Here is a 4,279-nt window from a genome sequence, read left to right as displayed (position 1 = left end):
CCACGGGATCACCGTTACCTCACATAACGCTTGCCGCGATCAGAACCGAAACGCCTGACGCCCGATCAGCAGCCACTTGCCATTCTGCTTCTGCCAGATCTGGAAGTTCTCGATTTCCGTCGGGATCACTTCGGTGCCCTTGAGTGCTTGCGCGGAAAAATGATTGCGCACCAGGGCCACATCGCCTGACAGGGTGATTTTCTGATTCTTCATCTCCAGGGTCTTGAACGCGCTTTTGCCGGTTTCGATGTCGGCGATGAAGGCTTTCTTGTCCTGGATGTTGCCGCTGGAATGGCCGTAGGTCAGGTTCTCGGCGGCGAGCGCCTGAAGCTGGGGAATGTCCTTGTGCAGCATGGCCTGGGTCAGGTGGTCGACCGCTTCGGCAACCTCTTTTTCAGCCGAGGCGGGGGCGGCTGCGGCGTAGCCGCTGAACAGGCACAGGAAGCCGATGACCGATAGCGCTTTTTTCATGAGAATTTCCTTGTTGTTGTAGGTATGCAGGAACGAGGCGTGAGCTCTCATCGGTCATCGTACAACTTGTCAGGAAAGACTGGAATAGCCACGTGGTCCCGCCAATGTTCTTACAACCCCTCCCGAACCGCCCCGCGAATCCCCTCCAACAGCATCGTGAACGCCGGATTGTCGTTATCCTCCCGCCACACCAGATGCAGTTCGCTTTGCACGCCTGCGCCCAGGTCGATCTCGCGAAACACCACTTGCTTGAACACCACGCTGGTCGCGCACCGGGGCACCAGCGCCACGCCCATGCCGGCGTTGACCAGTGCCAGGATGGTCAACGATGAACCGAGCCATTGCACGAACTGCGGGGCGACTCGGGCCGAGCGCAGCATGCCGGTGAGCAGTTCGTTGAAGGGCGGGTAGGCGGAGTGGGAGTACATGAGGAACGGTTGTCCGTCCAGATCCTGCACGCTGACAGACTTGGCACTGGCCAACGGATGGCCGGCCGGCACCGCCAGCACGAACGGCTCGCGTACCAGGCATTCGGTGGCAAAGCCGGTTTCCAGCAGCGGCGAGCGAACGATGCCGAGGTCGATGCGCCGGGCGCGCAGGGCTTCGTGCTGCTGGTAGGTGTTCATCTCCGCGAGAACGATCTTGACCTGCGGCTGTTTGAGCCGCGCCTCGGTAATGACCTTGGGCAGGAATTCATATACCGCGCTGCCGACGAAGCTGATGGTGACCGAGCCGATATTGCCCTGGGCGAAGCGCTTGGCGGCCTCGGCGGCTTGCTGCGCCTGTTGCAGCAGGTTCTGCGCTTCGATGAAAAACGCCCGGCCGGCCGCGGTGAGGGCGACGCTGCGGGTGCTGCGGGTAAACAGCTCGACGCCGAGGTGATGCTCCAGCAACTGGATCTGTCGACTCAAGGGCGGCTGGGTCATGTTCAAGCGTTCGGCGGCCCGGCGGAAATTCAGTTCGGTTGCCACGGTGGTGAAGCAGCGCAGCTGGGCCAGTTCAAACATTGATTCAATCCCGGTATCAATCAAGTGCCAAGTTAGATTAGACGGGAACAATCCCTCGCGTCCATCATCAATCCGCTCCTCGCAAAAGCAGAAAGCCCCACAAAAACAAGATTGGGAGGCACCCTTGAATCACGTCTCGGACTCGACCCTGGCCACCGCCGCGGCCAAGGTCAAACGTCACGTCCTGCCGTTGGTGGTGGTGATGTTCATCGTCAACTACATCGACCGCGTCAACATCGGCTTCGTCCGCAGCCACCTGGAAACCGACCTGGGTATTGGCGCAGCGGCCTATGGCCTCGGTGCCGGGCTGTTCTTCATCGGCTACGCGCTGTTCGAAGTGCCGTCCAACATGCTCTTGCAGCGCTACGGTGCCCGGGCCTGGCTGACGCGCATCATGTTCACCTGGGGCGCGGCGGCCATGGCCATGGCGTTCGTGCGTGGCGAAACCAGCTTCTACGTGCTGCGTTTCATCCTCGGGGCGGCGGAGGCAGGGTTCTTTCCCGGCATCATCTATTACTTCACCCAATGGTTGCCGGCCAACGAGCGCGGCAAGGCGATGGCGATCTTCCTCAGCGGTTCGGCCATCGCCTCGGTGATCTCCGGGCCGGTATCCGGCGCCTTGCTGCACATCAGCGGGCTGGGCCTGCATGGCTGGCAATGGATGTTCCTGATCGAAGGCGGCGCGTCTATCGTGCTGTGCGGGTTTGTCTGGTTCTGGCTGCAATCGCACCCCAGCCAGGCCAAATGGCTGACGGCTGAAGAAAAAACCGTACTGATCGCCGCCATCGCCGAAGAGCAGCGGGCGCGGGAAGCTGCCCAGGTCATCAAGCCGTCGATGTTCAAATTGCTCGCCGACCGGCAGATCGCGCTGTTCTGCTTCATCTATTTTTCCATTGCCCTGACCATTTATGGCGCCACGTTCTGGCTGCCGAGCATGATCAAGAAAATGGGCAACCTGGGGGATTTCCAGGTCGGCTTGCTCAACTCGATTCCGTGGATCATCTCCATCATCGCGATGTACGGCTTCGCCGCCCTGGCCGGCAAATGGAAGTTCCAGCAGGCCTGGGTCGCGGTGACGCTGGTGATCGCCGCGTTCGGCATGTTCATGTCCACCACCGGCGGGCCGATCTTCGCTTTCGTCGCCATCTGTTTCGCGGCCATCGGCTTCAAGGCCGCCTCGGCGCTGTTCTGGCCGATCCCCCAAGGCTATCTCGACGCCCGCATCGCGGCGGCGGTGATTGCCCTGATCAATTCCATCGGCAACCTCGGCGGCTTCGTCGCCCCGACGGCCTTCGGTTTCCTGGAGCAGACCACCGGTTCCATCGAAGGCGGCCTGTATGGGTTGGCGATCACCTCGCTGGTTGCCGCCGTGGTGATCTTTTTCGCCCGGACCCAACCGGGGCGCGGCAAACCTGACGCGCTGTCCGGCCAGCCTGAAAACTCGGTCGAAGCTGACCCGCTGAACAAATCTCACGCCCTGAAACCTGGCCCATCGGGAGCCGCTGCATGAAGATCAAACGCGTTACCGTGACCCCCATCGCTTTTCGCGACCCACCTCTGCTCAACGCCAGCGGCATTCACGAGCCGTTCGCGCTGCGCTCGATCATCGAGATCGAAAGCGACAACGGTTACATCGGCCTCGGCGAGAGCTACGGCGATGCGCCGGCCCTGGCGATCCAGCAGCAGGTACAGAACCAGTTGATCGGCCTCGATCCGTTCAATCTCAACCACTTGCGCGCTATCGTCCAGGCCACCGTGGCTGCCCACAAACCGGCGAGCGTCGCCGGGGCGGAACTGGCGCCGGGCTCCCATGCGAGCAAGGCGGTGAGCAATGCCTATTCCGCTTTCGAGGTCGCTTGCCTGGACTTGCAGGCGCATTACCTGAATGTGCCGCTGGTGGATTTGCTGGGCGGTGCGATCCGCGACGAAGTGCCGTTCAGCGCGTACCTGTTTTTCAAGTACGCCGAGCATATCGATTCACCGTATCCCGCGGACAGTTGGGGCGAGGCGCTGAATGAGCAGCAGATCGTCGCCCAGGCCCGACGGATGATCGAGGGTTACGGTTTCAAGAGCATCAAGCTCAAGGCCGGGGCATTGGCGCCGGAGCATGAAGTGGCCTGCATCAAGGCCTTGAAAAAGGCTTTTCCGGGTTTGCCGCTGCGCATCGATCCTAACGGTAACTGGTCGCTGGAGACTTCCATTCGCATGGCCGAGCTGCTCGGTGATGACCTGCAATATTACGAAGACCCCACACCCGGGCTCGAAGGGATGGCCGCGCTGCACAAGCGCACGGGCCTGCCGCTGGCGACCAACATGGTGGTCACCGACTTCGACGAGTTCCGCCGCAGCGTGGCGCAGGACAGCGTGCAGATTGTCCTGGCCGACCACCATTACTGGGGCGGGCTGCGCGATACCCAGATGCTCGCGAAAATGTGCGAGACCTTTGGTCTGGGGGTGTCGATGCACTCCAACTCGCACCTGGGTATCAGCCTTATGGCCATGGCCCACGTGGCGGCTTCGGTGCCGAACCTGGATTACGCCTGCGATACCCATTACCCCTGGCAGGAACCGGATGAAGAAGTGATCAAGGGCGGCAAGCTGGCATTTGTCGACGGGTGCGTGAAGATCACCCGGGCGCCGGGCCTGGGGCTGGAGCTGGACCGCGATCAACTGGGCAAACTGCATGAGCAGTTCCTCAGTTGCGGCATTCGCCAGCGCGACGATGTGCGGCAGATGCGGCGTTATCGGCCGGACTGGACCACCGTCAAACCGCGGTTCTGATCCGAAGGCGAGGGGGCCTG

Annotated in this window: 4 protein-coding genes; 2 read left to right on the top strand and 2 right to left on the bottom strand. The window is 61.6% G+C overall.

Annotated features, from left to right (window positions below):
• Positions 1–39: 39 nt before the first annotated feature.
• A complete protein-coding gene (locus ACE04F_RS05915) occupies positions 40–471 on the bottom strand; it encodes a nuclear transport factor 2 family protein (protein WP_305500832.1) in 432 nt (143 codons plus the stop codon).
• 110 nt (positions 472–581) lie between these two features.
• On the bottom strand, positions 582–1,478 hold the full coding sequence (locus tag ACE04F_RS05910; RefSeq protein WP_486105408.1) for a LysR family transcriptional regulator: 897 nt from the start codon (positions 1,476–1,478) through the stop codon (positions 582–584).
• Positions 1,479–1,680: 202 nt separating this feature from the next.
• On the opposite strand from ACE04F_RS05910, the gene ACE04F_RS05905 reads away from it, so the two are divergent.
• Together ACE04F_RS05905 and ACE04F_RS05900 are read left to right on the top strand one after the other, a co-directional pair.
• Positions 1,681–2,988: an MFS transporter gene (locus tag ACE04F_RS05905; RefSeq protein ID WP_486105431.1), complete on the top strand. Its 1,308-nt coding sequence runs from the start codon at positions 1,681–1,683 to the stop codon at positions 2,986–2,988.
• Positions 2,985–4,259, top strand: a complete 1,275-nt coding sequence (locus ACE04F_RS05900; protein ID WP_486105407.1) for a glucarate dehydratase family protein — start codon at positions 2,985–2,987, stop codon at positions 4,257–4,259. The genes ACE04F_RS05905 and ACE04F_RS05900 overlap by 4 nt, the downstream gene beginning before the upstream one ends.
• Positions 4,260–4,279 lie beyond the last annotated feature (20 nt).

It is taken from the genome of Pseudomonas sp. AGC41, assembly GCF_057334555.1.
This window is presented reverse-complemented; position numbering and strand designations above follow the sequence as displayed.